The organism is Polaribacter batillariae (genome assembly GCF_017498485.1).
GTDB classification, from domain to species: domain Bacteria; phylum Bacteroidota; class Bacteroidia; order Flavobacteriales; family Flavobacteriaceae; genus Polaribacter; species Polaribacter batillariae.
Genome location: NZ_CP071795.1, coordinates 3,157,851 through 3,178,814, shown reverse-complemented (window position 1 = coordinate 3,178,814; position 20,964 = coordinate 3,157,851). Strand labels below are relative to the sequence as shown.

15 protein-coding genes are annotated in these 20,964 nt (G+C 31.4%); 11 read left to right on the top strand and 4 right to left on the bottom strand.

From position 1 onward, the window contains the following. The first annotated feature begins 50 nt into the window (after nt 1–50). The 5 genes from uvrA to JL193_RS14060 all read left to right on the top strand — a co-directional run bounded on the left by uvrA (nt 51) and on the right by JL193_RS14060 (nt 9,424). A complete protein-coding gene (gene uvrA, locus JL193_RS14080) occupies nt 51–2,873 on the top strand; it encodes an excinuclease ABC subunit UvrA (RefSeq protein WP_207971400.1) in 2,823 nt (940 codons plus the stop codon). A gap of 39 nt (nt 2,874–2,912) precedes the next feature. Continuing rightward, nucleotides 2,913–3,620, top strand: coding sequence for an LOG family protein (locus tag JL193_RS14075; RefSeq protein ID WP_207971399.1), 708 nt, complete (start codon nt 2,913–2,915; stop codon nt 3,618–3,620). A gap of 82 nt (nt 3,621–3,702) precedes the next feature. Next, a complete protein-coding gene (locus JL193_RS14070; protein ID WP_207971398.1) occupies nt 3,703–4,005 on the top strand; it encodes a hypothetical protein in 303 nt (100 codons plus the stop codon). A 108-nt stretch (nt 4,006–4,113) separates the two neighbouring features. After that, nucleotides 4,114–6,816: a gluzincin family metallopeptidase gene (locus JL193_RS14065; protein ID WP_243456762.1), complete on the top strand. Its 2,703-nt coding sequence runs from the start codon at nt 4,114–4,116 to the stop codon at nt 6,814–6,816. A gap of 154 nt (nt 6,817–6,970) precedes the next feature. Then, nucleotides 6,971–9,424 carry an alpha-ketoacid dehydrogenase subunit alpha/beta gene (locus JL193_RS14060; protein WP_207971396.1) on the top strand — a complete coding sequence of 818 codons (2,454 nt, stop codon included), beginning with the start codon at nt 6,971–6,973 and terminating at the stop codon, nt 9,422–9,424. A 62-nt stretch (nt 9,425–9,486) separates the two neighbouring features. Here JL193_RS14060 and JL193_RS14055 read toward each other — a convergent pair whose 3' ends face one another. The 3 genes from JL193_RS14055 to JL193_RS14045 all read right to left on the bottom strand — a co-directional run bounded on the left by JL193_RS14055 (nt 9,487) and on the right by JL193_RS14045 (nt 12,487). Further along, the gene (locus JL193_RS14055; protein WP_207971395.1) at nt 9,487–10,242 is read right to left on the bottom strand and encodes a phosphoribosyltransferase family protein; all 756 of its coding nucleotides are present in this window, start codon (nt 10,240–10,242) and stop codon (nt 9,487–9,489) included. Between the two features lies 1 nt (nt 10,243). Beyond that, on the bottom strand, nt 10,244–11,698 hold the full coding sequence (locus JL193_RS14050) for a nicotinate phosphoribosyltransferase (RefSeq protein WP_207971394.1): 1,455 nt from the start codon (nt 11,696–11,698) through the stop codon (nt 10,244–10,246). Between the two features lie 111 nt (nt 11,699–11,809). After that, entirely contained in the window at nt 11,810–12,487 is a 678-nt protein-coding gene (locus tag JL193_RS14045) for an NUDIX hydrolase (protein ID WP_207971393.1), read from the bottom strand. Nucleotides 12,488–12,595: 108 nt separating this feature from the next. Between JL193_RS14045 and JL193_RS14040 the strand changes: the two genes are divergently transcribed. Then, a complete protein-coding gene (locus JL193_RS14040; RefSeq protein ID WP_207971392.1) occupies nt 12,596–15,016 on the top strand; it encodes a zinc-dependent metalloprotease in 2,421 nt (806 codons plus the stop codon). A 4-nt stretch (nt 15,017–15,020) separates the two neighbouring features. Here the strand turns inward: JL193_RS14040 and JL193_RS14035 are convergent, their stop codons facing one another. Further along, nucleotides 15,021–16,295, bottom strand: a complete 1,275-nt coding sequence (locus tag JL193_RS14035; RefSeq protein WP_367890016.1) for a DUF2851 family protein — start codon at nt 16,293–16,295, stop codon at nt 15,021–15,023. Between the two features lie 112 nt (nt 16,296–16,407). Between JL193_RS14035 and JL193_RS14030 the strand changes: the two genes are divergently transcribed. The 5 genes from JL193_RS14030 to JL193_RS14010 all read left to right on the top strand — a co-directional run bounded on the left by JL193_RS14030 (nt 16,408) and on the right by JL193_RS14010 (nt 20,963). Then, nucleotides 16,408–17,040 (top strand): NAD(P)H-dependent oxidoreductase, encoded by a 633-nt coding sequence (locus JL193_RS14030; protein WP_207971391.1) that lies wholly within the window; start codon nt 16,408–16,410, stop codon nt 17,038–17,040. 27 nt (nt 17,041–17,067) lie between these two features. Further along, entirely contained in the window at nt 17,068–18,528 is a 1,461-nt protein-coding gene (locus tag JL193_RS14025) for an aminoacyl-histidine dipeptidase (protein WP_207971390.1), read from the top strand. Nucleotides 18,529–18,722: 194 nt separating this feature from the next. After that, complete coding sequence (locus JL193_RS14020; RefSeq protein ID WP_207971389.1) at nt 18,723–19,487, top strand: ParA family protein; 765 nt, start codon at nt 18,723–18,725, stop codon at nt 19,485–19,487. Next, nucleotides 19,488–20,372, top strand: a complete 885-nt coding sequence (locus JL193_RS14015; RefSeq protein WP_207971388.1) for a ParB/RepB/Spo0J family partition protein — start codon at nt 19,488–19,490, stop codon at nt 20,370–20,372. It abuts the gene before it with no gap. Further along, nucleotides 20,373–20,963 carry a DUF5683 domain-containing protein gene (locus tag JL193_RS14010; protein WP_207971387.1) on the top strand — a complete coding sequence of 197 codons (591 nt, stop codon included), beginning with the start codon at nt 20,373–20,375 and terminating at the stop codon, nt 20,961–20,963. The last annotated feature ends 1 nt before the right edge of the window (nt 20,964 follow it).

The following is a 20,964-nucleotide window of genomic DNA, read 5'->3' as shown; positions in this document are numbered from 1 at the left end:
TTAAAATTGGTTTCTGTAACTTTGCTTTTTTTCTGAAAAAAACCACACATTTGAAAGACCAGGAATACATAGAAGTTTACGGAGCCAGAGTACATAATTTAAAGAATATTGATGTAAAAATTCCACGCGAAAAATTAGTGGTAATTACTGGTTTAAGCGGAAGCGGAAAATCTTCTTTAGCTTTTGATACCATTTATGCAGAAGGACAAAGACGTTATATTGAAACTTTTTCGGCATACGCAAGACAATTTTTGGGCGGCCTAGAAAGACCTGATGTAGATAAAATTGATGGGCTTTCGCCTGTAATTTCCATCGAACAAAAAACCACTAATAAAAGTCCACGTTCTACAGTTGGAACCATTACAGAAATTTACGATTTTTTACGATTGTTGTTTGCTAGAGCAGGTGACGCTTATTCTTACAACACGAACGAAAAAATGGTAAGTTATTCCGATGAGCAGATAAAAGAGCTTATTCTTACTGATTTTGCTGATAAAAAAATAGCTGTTTTAGCGCCATTAATTAAATCTAGAAAAGGGCATTATCGCGAGCTTTTCGAACAAATTTCGAAACAAGGTTTTTTACGTGTTCGTGTAGATGGAGAAATTCGAGAAATCGAAAAAGGTATGAAATTAGATCGTTACAAAACACATGATATTGAAGTTGTTATTGATAGGTTGATTGTAAACAAATCATCGGAAAAAAGATTAGACGAAACCATAAAAACAGCTTTGTATTCTGGAAATAATATTATGATGGTGATTGATATTAACGACAACAATCCTCGTTATTTTAGTCGAGAACTCATGTGCCCTACAACAGGAATTGCATACCCAAGTCCAGAACCAAATACGTTTTCTTTTAACTCGCCAAAAGGCGCTTGTAGCACTTGTAATGGCTTAGGAATTACCAATAAAATTAACCTAGATAAAGTAATACCAGACAACAATATTTCGATAAAAAATGGTGGAATTGTTCCTTTAGGAGAACAAAAAAATAGTTGGATTTTTAAACAAATTCAAAATATTGCAGAACGTTATCAATTTAAATTAACAGACCCTATAAAAAACATTCCTAAAGAAGCTTTAGAAATTATTTTACACGGAGGAAATGAAACTTTTAAAATTGAATCGAAAACGGTTGGAGTTACCAGAAATTATAAAATAGATTTCGAAGGAATTGTTGCCTTTATTACCAACCAATACAACAGTGCAGAAAGCACCTCAATTAAACGTTGGGCAAAAAACTTTATGGACGATGTTACTTGCACAACATGCAATGGCAATCGTCTAAAAAAAGAGGCGCTTCATTTTAAAATTACCGATAAAAACATTAGCGATTTGGCACAAATGGACGTGGCTGAATTGGCAAGATGGTTTAAAAATATCGAAAAGAAGTTATCAAACAAACAACTAACAATTGCATCAGAAATTTTAAAAGAAATACGCACTCGCATTCAGTTTTTGTTAGATGTTGGGTTAGATTATTTAACCTTAGACAGAACTTCAAAATCGCTTTCTGGTGGCGAAGCACAAAGAATTCGCTTGGCAACTCAAATTGGTTCGCAATTGGTGGGGGTTTTATATATTTTAGACGAACCTAGTATTGGTTTACATCAACGCGACAATCAAAAATTAATAGACTCTTTAATTAAATTACGCAACATTGGCAACTCTGTTTTGGTGGTTGAACACGACAAAGACATGATGGAACATGCCGATTTTGTGTTCGATATTGGACCTGGAGCAGGAAAACATGGAGGCGAAATTGTTTCTTCTGGAACTTTTAAAGAATTAAAAAAACAAAGAACGTTAACTTCGGATTATATTACAGGAAAAAGAGAAATTGCAGTTCCTAAAAAACGAAGAGAAGGAAATGGAAAAACCATCAAATTAAAGGGCGCAAGCGGAAATAATTTAAAAAATGTTTCTGTGGAGTTTCCTTTAGGAAAAATGATTTGTGTTACAGGTGTTTCTGGAAGCGGAAAATCGACCTTAATTAACGAAACTTTATATCCAATTTTAAACGCTCATATTTATAGAGGTGTTAAAGTTCCAATGCCTTATAAAAAAATTGAAGGCTTAGAACATGTAGATAAAGTGATTGATATCGACCAATCTCCAATTGGAAGAACCCCACGTTCTAACCCAGCAACCTACACGAAAACATTTGACGAAATTAGAAGTTTATTTGCCAAAACGCCTGAAGCTGCCATTCGTGGTTACAAACCAGGTCGTTTTTCTTTTAACGTAAAAGGCGGACGCTGTGAAACTTGCCAAGGTGGTGGAGTTCGTGTTATAGAAATGAACTTTTTACCAGACGTGCATGTAGAATGTGAAACTTGCCAAGGAAAACGTTTCAACAGAGAAACTTTAGAAATTCGTTATAAAGGGAAATCTATCTCCGATATTTTAAACATGACCATTGAAGATGCTACAGATTTCTTCGAAAACATTCCAAAAATTCATAGAAAACTAAAAACAATTAAAGATGTTGGTTTGGGTTATATTACTCTTGGGCAACAATCTACCACACTTTCTGGTGGTGAAGCACAACGTATTAAACTGGCTTCAGAACTGTCTAAAAGAGACACAGGTAATACATTTTATATTTTAGATGAACCCACAACTGGTTTACATTTTGAAGACATTCGAGTGCTTATGGAAGTTTTAAATAAATTAGCCAATAAAGGAAATACTGTACTAATTATTGAACATAATTTAGATGTTGTAAAGTTAGCAGATTATATAATTGATGTGGGTATGGAAGGTGGAAAAAAAGGTGGAAAAATTTTAGTCACTGGAACTCCAGAAGAAGTTGCCAAACATAAAACTAGTTATACTGCCAAATTCTTGAAAAAAGAGTTAATTTAGCAAGCTTTTCTTTTTAGAAAAAAAATAAAACAATATACAATGACGAACGACGATAGAAAAATACGTGAGAAATTAGAGCAAAAAACTTGGAATGAAATAAAAACCAACGACTCTTGGGCCATTTTTAAAATTATGGCAGAATTTGTAGATGGTTATGAAAAACTGAGTAAAATTGGCCCTTGTGTATCTATTTTTGGGTCTGCTAGAACAAAACCAGATCATCCTTATTATAAATTGGCAGAAGAAATTGCCTTTAAATTAACACAAAATGGTTACGGAGTTATTACTGGTGGTGGACCAGGAATTATGGAAGCTGGTAACAAAGGTGCCAATAGAGGAAAAGGAACTTCTGTTGGTTTAAATATAGAATTGCCTTTCGAACAACACGACAATCCGTGGATAGACCCAGGTAAAAGTTTAGATTTCGATTACTTTTTCGTTCGTAAAGTAATGTTTGTAAAATATTCTCAAGGTTTTATTTGTATGCCTGGGGGCTTTGGAACCATGGACGAGCTTTTTGAAGCAATTACCTTAATTCAAACCAAAAAAATTGGACGCTTTCCTATTATTTTAGTGGGTACAAAATTTTGGAGTGGCTTATTAGACTGGGTAAAAGACACTTTATTAACCGAGAAAAATATTGGTTTAGAAGATTTAAAATTATTTAGAGTGGTAGATACTGCAGACGAAGCAATTGAACATCTAAATAAATTCTATGCAAAATATCAATTAAAACCAAACTTCTAAAATAATGTTAAAGAGAATTTTAGTTCTTTTTATTGTACGGTTTTATCTCTGTTTTATAACTAGCCAAAACATTTTATAACCAATGTTTTACAATACATTCAACTACAATTCGAATATTAAAAGTAAAAATATACCTTCTATTGTAGAAGCAGAAATTCCAATTAGTTTTGTAACATCGAATATTCTTTCTAATTTTTTATCATTCAATATAAAAAAAATAGCATCTTTAAATAGAATTGTAATTTACAATCAATTAAAACAAATTATTATTGGAAAAAATATAGTGAATCATCTTAAAATTACAAGAAACATATTTTCCTTTTCTAAAGGAGCTTATTCTTTAAAAGCATACAATTACAAACCTTTAAAATTGTTAAAAATTTAATTGAAAAAGCACTTTTACATATCATTTTTATGCTGTTTTATTTCCTCTTTTTTGTTTTCGCAACAAAATGAAATAAAAATAAAAGCCAATTTAAATACTGCTAAAGACATGCTACAAATACAACAAGAAATTGTGTATTTTAACGATTCTAATACAGAACTAAACAGTATTTTTTTGCACAACTGGGCAAATAGTTTTAAAGGTAGAGAAACACCACTTTCTAAACGTTTTATAGAAGATTTTAGAAAAGATTTATACTTTTCTAAAGAAGAAGATTTAGGCTATTCTAAAATCAAAAATATTTCTATCGACTTTAATAACAGTATTTATAAAGAGCTAGAAAAACAACAAGATATTCTCGAAGTATATTTAGCACAACCTTTAAAACCTCAAAAAAGTGTTCGAATTAACATTACTTATATTGTAAAAATTCCGAATGCAAAATTTACAGGTTATGGAAAAAACGACAATGGATATCATTTAAGATACTGGTACATAACACCTGCAGTTTACAAAGAGGGTTGGCAAATAATGAGCAATCTTAACCTAGACGATTTATTTGAAAACAGTACCAGTTTCGATATATCTATAAAAACACCAAACGATCTTATTTTAGAAAGTAGTTTACAACAGCATAAAAGTAAAACGTCTAATACAACTGTTTACAACTTGTATGGTAAAAATAAAAAAGATGTTATTTTAAGTTTTCAGAAAACACCAACTTTTAAAAAGTTCTCTACAAATGCTCACAGCATTTATACAGATGTTTTAGTAGATGAATTAAATAGAAATTTAACAGAAGACGTTCTAAATAGAGAAATTCGATTTTTAAAGAGCTTCTTAGGTAAATTTCCTATTGAAAAAATCTTTATAGACAAAGCCACCCAAAGTAAAAACCCTGTTTACGGACTAACACAATTGCCCGATTTTATAAACCCATATTCCGATATTTTTAGATACGACATAAAAATGTTTAAAGCCATTTCTAAAAGATATTTAGAACAAACTCTCTTAATAAACGAAAGAAAAGAATATTGGCTATTAGATGGTTTGCAAAATTATTTAATGTTAGAATATGTAAACAAATTTTATCCAGACATTAAGTTATTAGGAAAAGCTTCAGACACCTGGTTTTTAAAGAGGTATAATATTTCTAAATTAAAATTTAACGAAAAATACCCATTTATTTACCAATTTACAGCAAGAAAATTTTTAGATCAATCTTTAACAACTTCTGCAGATTCTTTATCTAACTTTAACAGAAAAATAGTTAGTAAATATAAAGCTGGCTTAGGTTTTAGTTATTTAAAAGGCTATTTAGGAGGCAATGTTTTAGACAAAAGTATTTACAATTTTTACCAAGAGAATAAACTTAAAATAACTTGCGCAGCAGATTTTAAAGAGATGCTATCAAAAAACACCAACAAAGATATCAATTGGTTTTTTGAAGACTATTTGCGTACCAATAAAAAAATTGATTACACGATTGACGATGTAAAAGAAGAAAAAGACAGCTTAAAAGTTGTCATTAAAAATAAACGAAACATTACAACTCCTATTGCTTTTTATGGATTGAAAAATAAAAAAATAAAACTTAAAAAGTGGTTTACAAACATCGATTCTACAAAAACAATCACAGTTCCAAAAGGCGAATTTGATCAATTAGTGCTAAACTACGAAAACATTTACCCCGAATACAATACTTTAGACAATTGGTATAGTACAGAGAAAAAACTCTTTAACAAACCTTTTAAATTCACTTTAATAAAAGACGTTAAAGCACCAAATTACAATCAGTTATTTTATCAACCTAATGTAGGTTATAACTTTTACGACGGTCTAATTTTAGGGATGAAATTCCATAACAAACCACTTATAAAAAGAAATTTAGAGTTTAGAATAGCACCTGCTTATGCCTTAAAAAGTCAAATGATAAATGGCTCTTTTTCTATTTTATACAATCAGTTTTTCGAAGAAACCAGCATTTACAAAATAACCTACGGAATTGCAGGAAATACTTTGCAATATGCTCCAGATTTATCTTACAGTTCTTTAAATCCGTTTATAGACATTCAATTTAAAAGAAAATCGTTAAGAGATGCCAGTAGCGAATTTATTCGTGCGAAAGTGGTTCATATAGACAAGGAAGTTTCTCCATTAGAGGTAAAAACAGAACAAGATAATTACAGTGTTTTTAGTCTGAGCTACAACTACATTAACCCAGATATTATTAAAGAATTAAGATACAATTTTAGCACAGAGTTTTCAGAAAACTTTTCGAAAGCAGCTATAGACTTAAGATACCGCAAATTAACCTCAACAGATACCCAACTAGACTTTAGAGTTTTTGCAGGTGCTTTTTTACATAACAATTCTAAAGGAGATTATTTTAGTTTTGGTTTAGACAGAGCAAACGATTATTTATTTCAACTTAATTATTATGGTCGTTCTGAGGCATCAGGAATTTTTAGTCAGCAATTTATAATTACAGAAGGTGGTTTTAAATCGGTTTTACCCACCAGATTTGCCAACCAATACATGCTCTCTTTAAATTCTAGCATTGGCTTGTGGAGATGGGTAGAATTTTATAATGATGTTGCTTTCTTAAAAAACAGAAACGAACGTTTGTTTTTTGGTTACGAAAACGGAATTCGCCTAAATTTTATTCATAATATTTTCGAAATTTATTTTCCTCTTTATTCTAACAACGGTTGGGAAATTACCCAAGCAGCTTACCCTCAAAAAATACGCTTTACTTTTACTGGAGATTTAAAAAGGATTTACAACTTTTTTAGACGTGGTTTCTTCTAAAAAATTAGATAAACCAAAAATAAATATTCTTTATTATCATATTCGTAAATTATTTTGTTTAAAGCGAATATAATTACGATATTCTTAATATAAATTTATATTTTTAAATATCAACTAAAAAAACTACCTTTGCAAAAGACTAAATTCGATAAAAATGCTCCAGAAAACATTATCTAAAAATAAAACAGAACTCTCTTTTGAAGATTTTAAAGCAGAAGTTTTAAACGATTATAAGATTGCGAAAATTAGTAGAGAATGTAGTTTATTAGGTCGTAGAGAAGTTTTAACAGGAAAAGCAAAGTTTGGTATTTTTGGCGATGGCAAAGAAGTACCACAATTAGCAATGGCTAAAGCCTTTAAAAAAGGAGATTTTAGATCTGGATATTACAGAGATCAAACCTTTATGATGTCTCTTGGCGAGTTAACTGCACAAGAGTTTTTTGCCGGTTTGTATGCACATACAAATATCGATTTAGAACCAATGTCTGCAGGAAGACAAATGGGAGGGCATTTTGCAACACACAGTTTAAATGAAGATGGTAGCTGGAAAAACTTAACAGAACAGTACAATTCTAGTTCAGACATTTCTCCAACTGCAGGTCAAATGCCACGTCTGTTAGGTTTGGCACAAGCATCGAAAATATATAGAAACGAAAAAAGCGTACAACATAAAACCAACTTTTCGAAACAAGGAAATGAAGTTGCCTGGGGAACCATTGGAAACGCAAGTACGAGTGAAGGTTTGTTTTTCGAAACTATAAATGCAGCAGGGGTTTTACAAGTACCAATGGTAATGAGTGTTTGGGACGACGAATACGGAATTTCTGTGCACGCAAAACATCAAACCACTAAAGAAAGTATCTCCGAAATATTAAAAGGTTTTCAACGAGATCTCAAAAATAAAGGCTACGAAATTTTTGTAATTAATGGTTGGGATTATGTACAATTAGTAGATACTTACAATAAAGCGGCAAAAATTGCTCGCGAAGAACACGTACCTGTTTTAATTCACGTTAAAGAATTAACACAACCTCAAGGACATTCGACTTCTGGTTCTCACGAAAGATACAAAGGAAAAGAAAGATTGCAATGGGAAAAAGAGCACGATTGTATCGAAAAAATGCGAAAGTGGATTTTAGATTTCGAATTAGAAACTGAATCTGGAGAAACTTTGCGCTTTGTAGATTCGGAAGAAGAAATAATTATCTTAGAAAAAGAGGCTAAAAAAATAGTAACCACAGCCAAAAGAAACGCTTGGACAGCCTATACCAACGAAATTAAAGAAGAAGTAGCAATTGCTGCTAGGTTGTTAGAAAAAAATGCTGCCAAAAGTAAAAATGGTGCCTTTATTTTAAAATTAAAAAGCGATTTAGAGAAAATCGTAGAACCTATTCGTAAAGACATTTTAATTGCCACTAGAAAAACACTTCGTTATATAAGAGAAGAAGAGTTTGCCAAAAAAATAGAGCTTCAAGAATTTATAAAATCAAGTTTACAGAACGCTTCTTATAAATATTCTTCACACTTAATGAGTGAAACAAGTTTAAGCGCGCTACATATTAACGAGAAAAAACCAACGTTTCCCGAAAAGAAAAACATTGTAGATGCTCGAATTGTAATGAGAGATAATTTCGATGCCATCTTAAAAAAACATCCAGAGGTGGTTATTTTTGGAGAAGATGCTGGTTTTATTGGTGATGTAAATCAAGGTCTAGAAGGGCTTCAAGAAAAATATGGAAACATTCGTATTTCTGACACCGGAATTAGAGAGGCTACCATTGTTGGACAAGGAATTGGATTGGCAATGCGTGGTTTAAGACCCATTGCAGAAGTGCAATATTTAGATTATTTGTTATACGCACTTCAAATTATGAGTGACGATTTAGCAACACTTCATTACAGAAGTTTTGGTAAACAAAAAGCACCTTTAATTATTAGAACACGTGGTCATCGATTAGAAGGAATTTGGCACGCAGGTTCTCCAATGGGTGGAATTATAAATAATGTTCGTGGAATGCATGTTTTAGTGCCAAGAAACATGACAAAAGCCGCTGGTTTTTACAATACTTTATTAGAAGGTGATGAACCTGCATTGGTCATAGAGTGCTTAAATGGTTATCGTTTAAAAGAAGAATTACCTACTAATTTAGGCGAATTTAAAACGCCAATTGGCTTAGTAGAAACCATTAAAGAAGGAAAAGATATCACGATTGTTTCTTACGGTTCTACTTTAAGAATTGTCGAAGAAACCGCTAAAGAACTCCTGCAAGTTGGTATTGATGTAGAAGTAATTGATGCACAAAGTTTGTTGCCTTTCGATTTGAACCACGATGTTGTAAAAAGTTTGGCAAAAACAAATAAATTATTAATTGTAGATGAAGATGTTCCTGGAGGAGCTTCAGCATATATTTTACAAGAAGTTTTAGAAAAACAAAATGGTTACCAATTCTTAGATAGCAAACCAGCTACCTTAACCGCAAAAGCACACAGACCTGCTTATGGTACAGATGGAGATTATTTCTCGAAACCTTCTGCAGAAGATATTTTCGAAAAAGTATATGCAATTATGCACGAATTTAATCCGAATAAATTTAAAAGTTTGTATTAGCAACTTATTTTGAATAGATATTTAAAAAGCTTTAAAATTAATAATTTTAAGGCTTTTACTTTTTAAATAACTTTAAATTGAGTTACAAAATCATCAGATATATCTTTAAAACTATTGGTACAATAAATATGATTAATCGATTCCTTTAATTCATCAAAACCATAGTTAAATTGTGCGTGTGTAACATATAAGAAAACTTTAGTTGCTCCTTGCTTTTTTAATTCTTCTGCTAACAATTTAAAAGTTCTGCCTCCATCTGCTAAATCATCAACAATTAAACACTGTTTTCCTTTTACATCTCCTTGAATACTTATACTTGGAACCCCATTACCCCTTACTTTGTTAGATGGTATTAAATCTGCATTAAGCTTTTCAGAAATTTCGTGAGTGGTTTTATATGCACCTGCATCTGGACTTATTAAAATTGGATTCCCAATATCTTCGAAAGCTTTTTTTACATATTCAAAATGACTTAACTCAATAGATTTATCAATTAAAGCTAAAGAAATTGCACTATGAGGATGCAAAATTTCAACTTTATCAAAATTCAGACTATTGATGAAATTAGAAACTACTTTTAAATCAAAAGATTCTTTTTCATTAAATCTTCTATCCGAACGTTGACTAATTAAACAATAAATAGTAAGAATTGATACATTATTTTTATTCTCTAAAACTGAACTCCAAGCTTCTTTTATGGATGCAATTTTGAATAAATCTTCGTAGCAATTTGCTCTAATTTTAATATGTAAATTTCCTCCTTCAATAATTTTAGCAGAAACTTGTCCATCTTTAAATTTATTTATCTGATATAACATTTTAAAGTGTTTTATTTATTCTCTCTCTTATCTCTTCCAAAATAATTTGGTTAAAAAATTCTCCATTTTCATAAATCATTTTTAATTCTCCTTCATTTTCTTCTTTTTCAGAAACTTCATCAACTAAAGTGTATTCGTTATTAATAATTTCAACTTTTAAAAGACCTTTTGCAGACTTTTTTATTCCATCATCTGTAATTGGGTTTTTAAAAATTTTTCTTCTTTCTCCATTTACAACTACTGAGGTTGCTTTCATTGCAAAACCAAAAGTATCTCTGGTATTAAATTGATAGGTAAAAGAACCAATTCCTAAAACAATGTTTGTAGAAGCAAAACCTTTATCATGTAAGCGTTGGCAAATTTGTTCGGCTCTTTCTGTTGTTATACTATCTCCATAAATCGCTCCGATATGTGAATTTAAGACTTTAAACCCCTGCTCATTAATTGTTCCTCCAAAAATATTCCAAAGTAATTCTATAACTCCTTTATCTTCTGGCAGCATTCCTCCTATTTCTTTAGATTTACCACAAATTATATCTACAGGATCTCCACTATCTGGACGAATTACAAGTTTACCATCTCTTGATAAGATTTCTTTTTCTAATTTAGGCAAGTAATCTGTTAGAACTTTCCATAAATCCCAAGTATCACTTACAACAGATAAAATTCCTGTAGGGTATGTTTTCATTAACTCTCTAAAAGTTCCTATTTCATCATCTTTCGTTCCTGCACACATTACTGAATGTTCTGTTGCATTTACTGAACCAATTACAAAACCTTTGGCATCGTAATATTTTCTTAAACCACTTATTACTGGTAAAGTATCAGATCCTAAAAAAACACTTGCATGCCCCATTCCAGAAGATAATGCACTTTGCAAACCTCCCATTCCTCTCATCGAAAAATCGTGTCCTTGAAACTCAATAAAATCGATATTATTTTCATCCGTTAACAAAGCCCATTTCTTAAAAATTCGCTTGTAATTTAAAGCTATTGAAGCAGATGTCATCGGCAACCATAACATTGTAGAAAGTATCGTTTCTAAAAAATTAGTAACCCAATAGAACTCCTTTTTTGTATTTACAATAGTTAACATTGGTACTCTTACAGGCACTTCCACTCCTTCTTTTAACGATTTTACCTTTATTGGTAAATATTGTAGATCGTGTAATTTTTCATAATGAGATATATCATATTCTGTTCCTAAATATAAAGAAAGTTCCTCTTTTATTTCATTACAAACTTTTGTCTTCGGTTTTGAAAAGAAATTCTCTTCGAAATATTCATGCAACCATTTTATAACGTATTGCTGACCAAAAGAAATTACTTTATCACAACCTTTAGGTCCATATTTATTACTTCTTGGTGTCCAATTAGAATATACTTCTTCTGTTCCTTTTGGATATTGAAGATGATGCCCTGTTTTATATCCGTCTGTTAGTAATAATCCGTTCATAATTTTTATTTTGCGTAATTATGACACAAATATAAAATGAATAAGCAAATCTACCAAATTTATTTTGCTTTATTTTTACACAAATAAATTAAACCGCTAAAAATGAATCAATTAAATTTCAAAAATAATACCCGCATTTTTAAGTTCGAAGTATCTTTTTTTATTAAATTGGAATAAATTGGCTGGTCTTCCAGAACCTTTTGAAACTTTTTCGTCAAGTTCATCAAGAACATTAAGACCTAAAATTTTCTTTCTAAAATTACGTCTATCTACATCTCTTCCTAACAATGTAGTATATAATTTTTCTAAATCTGAAAAAGGGAATTTTTTATCCAATAACTCAAAACCAATAGGTTCATAGGTAATTTTATTTTTCAATCTTTCTATGGCAATCTCTAAAATATCAGAATGATCGAAAGACAATTCAGGAAGCTCATTAATATTAAACCAAGCAACCTCTTCTGCATCTGTAGAAGCAAATATTTTGAAAGCATTTGGTCTTATCAGCCCAAAATAGGCAACAGATACTATTCTTTCTCTTGGATCTCTATTTGGTTTTCCGAATGTGTAAAGTTGTTCTAAATAATTAATTTTAACACCAGTTTCTTCTTCTAACTCTCTTTCAACAGCTTGTTCTAAAGATTCTTCATTTAAGACAAATCCTCCAGGAATTGCCCATTTTCCTTTAAACGGGTTGTATTTTCTTTTGATTAATAAAACAGAGATAACTCCTTCTTCATAACCAAATACAACAGCATCTACTGTGAGTTTTATAGATTGATTTCCCATGATAGTGTGATTTACACACAAAAGTAAGATAGTTTTAACAAAAAAAATATTTTCAACACCAATTGTTTTTGATACTTTAGTAAACCTATTTACTAACGAAACCAAATAATGAAAAAACTACTATTACTTTCTCTAATTTTCTCTTTTACACTATCACTTTCAACACAGGCACAAAGAAAAAAATCGAAAGACAAAACAGGCCAAAACGCTTCTAAACCTCAAAAAAGTAAGACCCAAAAATATTCGGATTTTGTTACCCAACAAACCAAAACAGATGAAGGCCTTTTTAAAGTGCACGAAACAAAAAATACATTTATGTACGAAATTCCAAAATCTTATTTTGGAAAAGAAATGCTTTTGGTTACAAGAATTAAAGAATTACCAGCAGATTTAGGTGATGGCTATGTAAATGCAGGATCGAAAGTAAATACCCAAGTTATTGTTTGGGAAAAATTTAAAAATAAAATTTTACTAAAAGTAAAATCTTACAATGCCATTGCAAACGATTCTTTACCAATTTACAAATCTGTAAGAGCAAACAACTTAGAACCTATTATTTATGCGTTTGACATTAAAACGCAAAATCCAGATTCTACTGCAGTAATTGTAGATGTTACAAAATTCTTTTCTACAGATGTAAAAGCAATTTCTGGCTTACCACCGTCTTACAGAGGCAGGTATAAAGTAAGAAGGTTAGACGCTTCTAGAAGCTTTATCAATTCAATTAAAAGTTATCCAAAAAATATCGAAGTGGTACAAGACTTTTCTTTCGATTCAGATGCACCTCCAAGCAACAGAAGTACAAATACAATTACAATACGCGTCAATCAATCTATGATTTTGTTGCCAGAAAACCCAATGATGCCACGTATTTACGACAAAAGAGTGGGCTATTTTTCTATCGGAAATGTCGATTATGGTTCTGAAGCCTTAAAAGCAGACGATAAAAGGTATATTAGGCGTTGGCGTTTAGAACCAAAAGATCCTGTTGCATACGCAAGAGGAGAATTGGTAGCACCTATCAAACCAATTGTTTATTATTTAGACCCTGCAACTCCTAAAAAATTAAGAAAATACATAAAACAAGGAGTAGAAGATTGGCAAAAAGTTTTTGAAACTGCTGGGTTTAAAAATGCCATTATGGCAAAAATGCCACCAACAAAAGAAGAAGACCCAGAGTTTAGTATGGAAGATGTTCGTTACTCTTCTATTAGATATGTAGCTAGCACAACAAGAAATGCTGTAGGGCCAAGTGTTTCTGACCCAAGATCTGGAGAAATTTTAGAAAGCGATATTATTTGGTATCACAATCATTTACGTTCTTACAGAAATAGGTATTTGTTAGAAACTGGAGCCGCAAATCCTTCTGCCAGAACTTTAGATACGCCAGATAACGAAATTGGAGATATGATGCGAATGGTAATCGCTCACGAAGTTGGGCATGCTTTAGGTTTGCCACATAATATGGCTGCAAGTTTTGCTTACCCAACAGACTCTTTACGCTCTGGAAATTTCACTCAAAAAAACGGAATTGCTGCAACAATTATGGATTATGCTAGATATAATTATGTAGCTCAACCAGGAGATAAAAACATTCGTTTTATAAGACAATTAGGCCCTTACGACCATTATGCAATCAATTGGGGATATCGTAAAATACCAAATATTACAAATCCAGAACAAGAAATAAAAACGTTAGATAAGTGGATTGCAGAAAAAGCTGGAGACCCTGTTTACAGATTTGGCGCACAACGTTTTGACCCCTCTGCACAAACTGAAGGAATTGGAAACGACCAAGTAAAATCGAGCACTTATGGTATAAAAAACCTAAAAATTGTTGCAAAAAATTTACCAAATTGGACCTCCAATCAAACCAATAATTATGACGATTTAAGTGAATTGTATGGCGAATTATTAAGTGTTTGGAGCAGGTATGTTGGGCACGTTGCTGGAAATATTGGCGGAATTTACGAATACAATAAAAAACCATCGCAAGCTGGAGACGTTTACCAACCCGTTTCCAAAGCAAAGCAAAAAGAAGCTTTAAACTGGTTACAAAAAAATGCTTTCGAAACTCAAAATTGGTTATTAGATAAAAATATTTTAAACAAAATTAACGAGACTGGTTACACAGATAGAATGCTAAGTTATCAAAACAGAAGCTTAAGAACTCTATTAAATCGTAGCACTTTAAACAGAATGATTAATGCAACCATAATCGATGCGAATACCTACCCAGCTTCAGAGATGGTTAGAGATTTAAGAAGAGGCATCTTTTCTGAAACAAATACCACCAAAAATGTATCGGTTTTTAGAAGAAATTTACAGAAATCTTTTATTTCGATTTTAGGTTCTTTAATGAATGATAAATCTGTAAAAAACTCCGACATTTCGTCCATCGCTCGTGGAGAATTAGAAAGTTTAAAATACCCATTAAATATCGCTAGTAAAAGAGGGGTAAATAGAATTACAAAGTACCATTACAAAGATGCTTTGGCAATGATTCATAAAATTTTAGAACCCAAATAGCCTTTTATCGATTTAAAATAGCAACTCCAATTGCGCATTCTAAACAACGTTTGGGTGCGCAATAATTATTTTTAAGCTCTAATAAAGCCTGAGTTTCAAATGCATTTTTAGCAGAAACTCCAAATTCAGCAAATTTAGAAATAACACTATTTTTCTCTGGTTTTAACTTTTTTAGAATTTCTAAAAAAGATTCTTCATCTACTGCTCCTCTACTCTTTTGATATAAAAATTTTAACGGAATAATTGTATTGATAATTAATAAATCGACAAATGATTTTGTTAGTTTTTTAGAAGAAAATTTAGAAGTAGCTTCAAAATTATAGTGGGTTTTCCAAAATGGATGCATTTCAATAGAAAACAAGTCGTAAAAATCTTTTAAGTTTTTTAAATCTATCAATTTAGAAAACAAATGTTGATGTTGATGAAATAAAGAAACCAGCTGCGCAATTCTAATCGTAGGAAAATTATTGGGTCGCATCCTAAAAAAAGAAAAATGATTTTTAGAAACAGCTTCTAATTTAAATTTGTGTTTTAAATAATGGTATGCGGCTTTTAATTGCTGATAGTATGCATCTTCAACAGCCTCTTCTAAAAAACCAGCTTGTCCAAACAACAATGCCGAAAATTGATTTTCATCGGAACTTACTTTTTGAACAATCGAAAAATCTACAGACTGTGCCAAACGTAAAAAAGCATCTCCATTTACTTTCAACCCAAAATTCTTAACCAATAACTGAAACAAAACCGCTTCGAAATTATTATTTTCTTTTTCTAATAGAATTTTAATTTCTGTTGATTTTCTTTCTAACCTTTCAAAAAACAACCGTTCTTTCCAATGATCAATCGTAAAATCATTAACATTTGCAATAGAACTCTGGCAAGCAATCCAACTTGTTGGTGTTAAAAACAAGTTTCTATAATTATTTAACACCTGTTCTTCTACAAAATCTTTTAAAACTAAAGTGGGCAAAGACTGGTTATTTTCCATATAAATAACAGCATCATTTTCCCAAACTACATGCAAAATTACAGCATCGTAATTTGCATCTGTTTCGTGGTTGTGCAAATACCAATCAGATGCTTTTACATGAATTTCTACATTTCCAGCCCAAGTTTGATTTCCTATTTTTAATTGAGCATTTAAAAAGTCTGGCCCCGCGTTTTTATTGTGCAACCCCGATTTTAAAATCGTTAAAACTTCATTTTCCGAAGTTCTTAAACCTAGCTTCGAAAACAACTTGTATTTCCATAGGTAGTGCAAAAAATCTTCATTCATCATAAATTTTTCTTCAATTTAAAAAAAATATTGATATCAACATCAATTTTTACAATACTTCTCTTGATTTTTCTTCTACGAAAAAGTTTATTTTTGCAAGCAAATAGCAAAATACATGAACATTATAGATAAATTGCAGTGGCGATATGCTGTTAAAAAATTCGATTCACAAAAAATACTTTCACAACAAAAAATCAATATCTTAAAAGAAGCCTTTAATTTAACTGCAACTTCTTATGGTTTGCAGCCTTTAAAGCTTTTAATTATAAGCAATAAAGATATTCAAAAAGAATTAGTGGCACATTCTTGGAACCAACCACAAGTTTTAGAAGCTTCTCATTTATTAGTAATTTGTGTTCCAAAAACCTACACAACCAAAGAAGTTCAAAAATATTTTACTTTGGTAAAAGATGTTAGAAACACCTCAGATGCTATCTTAAATCCATTTAAAGAATTTTTAACTGCAGAAATTGATAAAAAAACACAAGAAGAGCTATTAATTTGGAACAAAAACCAAGCCTACTTAGCTTTAGGAAACTTACTAACAGTTTGTGCATTCGAAAACATAGACTCTTGCCCTATGGAAGGGTTTATTCCTGAAAAATACGATGAAGTTTTAAATTTAGAAGAACAAAATTTACACTCGGTTTTAGTACTTCCTGTCGGTTTTAGAGCAGATGATGATTATATGAAAGATTTAAAAAAAGTTAGGAAAAATATAACAGAAACAGTGATGGAAATCTCTTAACTTTACCCAATAAATAAGATGTAATTTATGAATTCGGAAATAAGAAATTTAGAACCAAAAGTAGTTTGGAATCACTTTACAGACTTAAATGCAGTACCTCGTCCATCAAAAAAAGAAGAACGTGTAATACAATTTATGGTCGATTTTGGTAAAAAACTAAATCTTGAAACTATCGTTGATAAAGTAGGAAACGTAATTATACGAAAGCCTGCTACTGCTGGCATGGAAGATAGAAAAACCGTGGTTTTACAAAGCCATTTAGACATGGTACACCAAAAAAATGCAGATACCAATTTCAATTTTGATACCCAAGGAATTAAAATGTTGGTGGATGGAGATTGGGTAACTGCAGATGGTACAACTTTAGGTGCAGACAATGGCTTAGGAGTTGCTGCAATTATGGCAATTTTATCTTCTACAGATCTAAAACACCCCAATTTAGAAGCACTTTTTACTATTGATGAAGAAACAGGAATGACGGGTGCCATGGGTTTAGAAGGTGGTATTTTAAAAGGTGACATTCTTTTAAATTTAGATACAGAAGAAGATGACGAAATTGGAATGGGCTGTGCTGGTGGAATTGATATTACTGCGACCAGAAATTATGTTGAAGAAAAAACACCAGAAAATTCAGAAGCCTTTTCGATTACTGTAAAAGGTTTACTGGGTGGGCATTCTGGCATGGACATTATTAAAGGCTTAGGAAATGCCAATAAAATAATGAATCGCTTGTTATTTAACGGTTTTACCAATTTCGGGTTACGAGTTTCAGAAATTAATGGAGGCAGTTTGCGCAATGCAATTCCTCGTGAAAGTTTTGCTATTGTTACTGTAAACGCTATTGCTAAAGAAACTTTTTTATTAGAAACCAAATTACTTGCAAATACAATAAAAGAAGAGTTTTCTTCAATTGAACCGAACTTAACTATTGAAGTTACAAAAACAGAAACTCCAGAAAATGTTTTAGAACTAGAGGTGCAAGAAGCTTTTATAAAAGCAATTTATGCAGCTTTAAATGGAGTTTATAGAATGAGCCCAGATATTGATGGTTTGGTAGAAACCTCTAACAACATCGCAAGAATCATCGTAAAAAATGGTAGTATAAAAGTGGGGTGCTTAACAAGATCATCATCAGAAAGTAACAAACTCGATTTGGCAAATTCTTTACGCTCTAGTTTCGAATTGGCTGGTTTTAATGTTGCTTTTTCAGGAGAATATCCTGGCTGGCAACCCAATGTAAACTCCCCAATTTTAAAAGTAGTCGATCATTTATACGAAAAACTACATGGAGAAAAAGCCATAGTTGCAGCCTGCCATGCTGGTTTAGAATGTGGAATTTTAGGGCAAAATTATCCTGAATTAGATATGGTTTCTTTTGGGCCAACTATTAGAGGAGCACATTCGCCAGACGAACGTGCAAGCATTTCTTCCACACAAAAGTTTTGGAAGTTTCTAGTGGAAATTCTAAAGAATATCCCTAAAAAATAAACGAAAAGTAAAAGCGCAAAACCGAAGAAAATCTTCGGTTTTTTTATAACATCTTTTGTGAAAAAAGAATTAAAATAAAGACGCAACACACTAATTAACAGGTTTTTAAAATTTTATCCTTTTGTTAACATCTTTCATTTCTAAAAGTCATAAAAAAACGTAATTTTACATTTGTAAAAAACAGCATTATTTTAATGGGCAAAATCATTGCAATAGCAAACCAAAAAGGTGGAGTTGGTAAAACAACAACCAGTATAAATTTAGCAGCTTCTTTAGGTGTTTTAGAAAAAAAAGTATTGTTAATTGATGCAGATCCGCAAGCAAATGCTTCTTCTGGTTTAGGTATCGATGTAGAAACTGTAGAGCATGGAACCTACCAAGTTTTAGAACATACAATTTCTGCAAAAGATGCTACTGTAGAAACAACATCGCCAAATGTAAATTTAATTCCTGCACATATCGATTTAGTTGCCATTGAAATTGAATTGGTAGATAAAGAAAATAGAGAGTACATGTTAAAAAAATCGTTAGATGCCATAAAAGACGCTTACGATTACATTATTATAGATTGTGCTCCTTCTTTAGGTTTAATTACTTTAAATTCTTTAGTAGCTGCAGACTCTGTAATCATTCCAATTCAGTGCGAATATTTTGCATTAGAAGGGCTTGGAAAACTACTAAACACCATTAAAAGTGTTCAAAATATACACAACTCTAGTTTAGATATAGAAGGGTTATTGTTAACCATGTTCGATTCTCGTTTACGACTATCGAACCAAGTAGTAGATGAAGTTCGCAAGCATTTTAGTGCCATGGTTTTCGATACCATTATTAGAAGAAATACACGTTTGGGTGAAGCTCCAAGTTATGGTGAAAGCATTATTGCATACGATGCAACCAGTAAAGGTGCTATAAATTACTTAAATTTGGCACAAGAACTTCTTAAAAAGAATTCATAAATGGCAAAAGCAACAAAAAAACAGGCTTTAGGTAGAGGGTTGTCTGCTCTTTTAAAAGAATCTCCAAACATTAATGCTGCAACCGATAAAAATGCAGAAAAATTAGTTGGTAATATCGTAGAACTGGAGTTAGATTTAATAGATGTAAACCCATACCAACCAAGAACATATTTCGACGAAGAAGCACTAAGAGAATTGGCGAGTTCTATTAAAGAACTTGGTGTTATTCAACCAATAACAGTTAGAAAGTTAGATGGTAATAAATTTCAATTAGTTTCTGGTGAACGACGTTTTAGAGCTTCAAAACTAATTGGAAACAAAACAATTCCTGCTTACATAAGACTTGCCAATGACCAAGAAATGCTAGAAATGGCTTTGGTCGAAAACATACAGCGAAAAAATTTAGATCCAATAGAGGTTGCACTTTCTTACCAACGTTTAATAGACGAAATTCAATTAACGCAAGAAGAATTAAGTACCAGAGTTGGTAAAAAAAGATCGACCGTAACCAATTATTTACGTTTGTTAAAATTAGACCCTATTTTACAAACAGGAATGAGAGATGGTTTTATTTCTATGGGACATGGCCGTGCTATGATTAATGTAGAAAATACCGAAGATCAATTAGCCATTTACGAAAAGATTTTAAGAGATAAATTATCGGTTAGACAAACCGAAGATTTGGTAAAAAATTTAAAATCTGGCACTGTTGCCAAAACAAAGAAAAAAACAGTTCCTAGTTTTGTTAAAAACAGCGTAAAAGAAATAAGCGAATACTTTGGGCATAAAGTAAGCGTTAGTGTGGGTAGCAATGGTAAAGGAAAAATATCGATTCCTTTTCATTCCGAAGAAGATTTTAACCGAATAAAAAACTTATTAAAATAAGTGTTTTTAAAGAAAAACATATTTATCTTATTCTTTGCAATTTTTTCTTTGCATTTGTATTCTCAACAAGATTCTACAAAAGTAAAAAATGTAAAAGTAGAAGAAAAACGATTTGTGCAAGAAGGCATTTACAAACCTTTGGCTCCTGCAAAAGCCGCGTTTTACTCAGCTGTTTTTCCAGGTTTAGGGCAAATTTATAATAAAAAGTACTGGAAAGCACCCATTGTTTGGGCAGCTTTGGCAGTTCCTATTTACTACTATCAAATAAACAATAGCGATTACAAAAGATTTAGAACTGCTTTTAGACAAAGAGAAGCTGGCTTAAAAGACGAATTTATTTTAGAAGATGGATCTATATTAGTTTCTGACGAAACTTTAGAAAGAGCACAAAAACAACTAAGAGAAAATAGAGATTTATCTTTACTCTCTGGAGTTATCATATATATACTACAAATCGTAGAAGCGAGTGTAAATGCGCATTTGCTTCAATTTAATACAGATGATAACCTGTCTTTAAAACCAACTTTTATCATGGACCCTATACAATTCGAGGCTCCAAAAATTGGTTTAACATTTAAATATAATTTTTAAA